This window comes from Arthrobacter sp. 35/47 (genome assembly GCF_000520475.1).
Lineage (GTDB): Bacteria > Actinomycetota > Actinomycetes > Actinomycetales > Micrococcaceae > Arthrobacter_D > Arthrobacter_D subterraneus.
In genome coordinates this window covers 1-2854 of sequence record NZ_AZHY01000357.1, presented here as the reverse complement: position 1 = coordinate 2854, position 2854 = coordinate 1, and the positions used below count along the sequence as shown (strand labels likewise).

Here is a 2854-nt window from a genome sequence, read left to right as displayed (position 1 = left end):
CGGCCCGGCGGGCGACCGCCCACACCTGCCAGCCGTCGGCCGTCAGCCTGCGCACCGTTGCTTCACCGATCCCGGAACTTGCACCCGTCACTACTGCTGCCCTGCCCTGTCCAGAAGTCATGAAGCCAAACTAGCCCACCCACGGGCACCGCGCAGTCCCGGACAGCCGGCATGAAACAATTGGTCCATGGCATCCATCAACGAGGGTACAGACACGCCCACACCCGCCCCCATCAATGTTCCCGACAAACCGGCACTCGAAGGCCTCGAGACGGCGCTGAACGAGCGCTGGCGCTCGGAGGGAACGTACACCTTCAACACAGAGACCACCCGCAACGAGGTCTACTCGATCGACACGCCGCCTCCCACTGCTTCCGGGTCCCTGCACGTGGGCCACGTGTTCTCCTACACGCAGACCGACGTCATCGCCCGCTACCAGCGCATGACCGGAAAGAACGTGTTCTACCCGATGGGCTGGGATGACAACGGCCTGCCCACCGAACGCCGCGTCCAGAACTACTACGGCGTGCGCTGCGACCCGTCCGTGCCCTACAACGCCGACTACCGCCCGCCCGCGCAGCCTGCGAAGAACCAGCGTGATTTCGACGTCGTTTCCCGCCGCAACTTCATCGAGCTCTGCGAGGAGCTCGCCGTCGAGGATGAAAAGGTCTTCGAAAACCTCTTCCTGTCCCTCGGACTGTCCGTCGACTGGAACCTGACGTACCGCACCATCGACTCGACGTCCCGCGCGGTGTCCCAGCGCGCGTTCCTCGCCAACCTCAAGCAGGGCGACGCCTACCTCGCTGAAGCGCCGACCCTCTGGGACGTGACGTTCCGGACCGCCGTTGCGCAGGCCGAACTCGAGGACCGGGAGGTTCCCGGCGCCTACTACCGCTATCCCTTTGAGGCTGCGGACGGCGCGCAGATCCATATTGAAACCACCCGGCCCGAGCTCCTCGCTGCCTGCGTGGCGCTGGTGGCCCACCCGGATGACGAGCGTTACCAGCCGTACTTCGGCAAGACAGTCACTTCCCCGCTGTTCGGCGTTGAAGTGGTGGTGTTGGCCCACCCGCTGGCCAAGCCCGACAAAGGCGCCGGCATCGCAATGGTCTGCACCTTCGGCGATCTCACCGACGTCACCTGGTGGCGTGAGCTGGACCTGCCCACGCGCGCGATCGTCGGCCGCGACGGCCGTATCCTCGCCGATACTCCGGACTGGATCACGACGCCGGCCGGCCGGGAGAACTACGCCCGCATCGCGGGCAAGACGGTCTTCTCGGCGAAGGAGGGCGTCGCGGAGATGCTCTCCGAGGCAGGCCTGCTCGACGGCGAACCGAAAAAGATCACCCACCCCGTGAACTTCTTCGAGAAGGGCGACAAGCCCCTCGAGGTGGTCACCAGCCGTCAGTGGTACATCCGCAACGGCGGACGGGACGCGGACCGCCGCGAACGCCTGATTGCCCGCGGACGCGAGATCGACTTCCACCCCTCGTTCATGCGCAGCCGGTACGAGAACTGGATCGAGGGCCTCAACGGTGACTGGCTGATCTCCCGCCAGCGGTTCTTCGGTGTTCCGTTCCCTGTCTGGTACGCACTGGATGACGCCGGCACGCCCGACTACCAGAACCCGATCCTCCCGTCGGATGACATGCTGCCGGTCGACCCGGCCGCCGAACCGGCGCCGGGCTACGACGAGTCGCAGCGCGATCAGCCGGGTGGTTTCATGGGCGACCCGGATGTGCTCGATACCTGGGCGACCTCATCGCTCTCCCCGCAGATCATCGGCGGATGGTCCAGGGATGAGGACCTCTTCGGCAAGGTGTACCCGTTTGACCTGCGCCCGCAGGGACACGACATCATCCGGACCTGGATGTTCTCCTCAGTGGTTCGTGCCGACTCCATCCTCGATTCAGCGCCGTGGAAGCACGCCGCTATTTCCGGCTGGATCCTGGATCCGGACCGCAAGAAGATGTCCAAGTCCAAGGGCAACGTTGTGGTGCCTACCGACGCCCTCGAACAGTTCGGCTCCGACGCCGTCCGTTACTGGGCAGCTTCCGCGAAGCTCGGCGCGGACACCGCCTACGAGATCGCCCAGATGAAGATCGGGCGCCGGCTCGCCATCAAGCTTCTCAACGCCTCGAAGTTTGTGCTCAACCTTGGCGCAACCGAAGCCGACATCGTGTCGGATGACTCATCGTCAGTGACCAATCCGCTGGACCGTTCACTGCTCGCGTCACTCGATGAGGTGGTGCAGCAGGCGACGGCATCATTCGAGAAGTACGACTACGCGCGTGCACTGCAGCTGACGGAGTCTTTCTTCTGGTCATTCACCGACGACTATGTCGAACTCATCAAGGACCGCGCCTACGGCAGCGCCGGGGAAGCTGAGAAAGCATCGGTCCTGGCCGCACTGGCCACGACACTCGACCGGCTGCTTCGTCTCTTCGCACCCGTTCTTCCGTTCGCGACCGAAGAGGTGTGGAGTTGGTGGCGGCACGGCTCGGTCCACCGGTCGGCGTGGCCCGCTTCGGGTGCGCTTACTGCTGCTGCGCTGGACGCGGACCCCGGGATGCTGGCAACGGTCGGCGCCGCACTCGGCGGGCTGCGCAAGGCCAAGTCCGAGGCCAAGGTCAAGCAGCGCACCGAGGTACTCTCCGCCGTCGTCAGCGGATCCGTTGCCCAGGTCCGGCAGCTTGAGGCGGCGCTTGCCGATCTGAGCGCGGCCGGTAACGCCGCCGGCATCGAACTCCGTGTGGAGGACGGCGATCTGAGGGTGAGCGAAGTCCGTCTGGCTGCGCCGGAGCAGGCACCGGACAACGCCTGACCGGGCTCTCATCCAGTCGCAGGAAGCCCC

2 protein-coding genes are annotated in these 2854 nt (G+C 65.4%); one reads left to right on the top strand and one right to left on the bottom strand.

Annotated elements, in window-relative coordinates; all coding sequences use genetic code 11:
- On the bottom strand, positions 1-121 hold a 121-nt coding region (locus X803_RS21220; RefSeq protein WP_156929922.1), incomplete at its 3' end, for an SDR family NAD(P)-dependent oxidoreductase.
- 66 nt (positions 122-187) lie between these two features.
- On the opposite strand from X803_RS21220, the gene valS reads away from it, so the two are divergent.
- Complete coding sequence (gene valS, locus X803_RS0100335; RefSeq protein ID WP_026543565.1) at positions 188-2824, top strand: valine--tRNA ligase; 2637 nt, start codon at positions 188-190, stop codon at positions 2822-2824.
- The last annotated feature ends 30 nt before the right edge of the window (positions 2825-2854 follow it).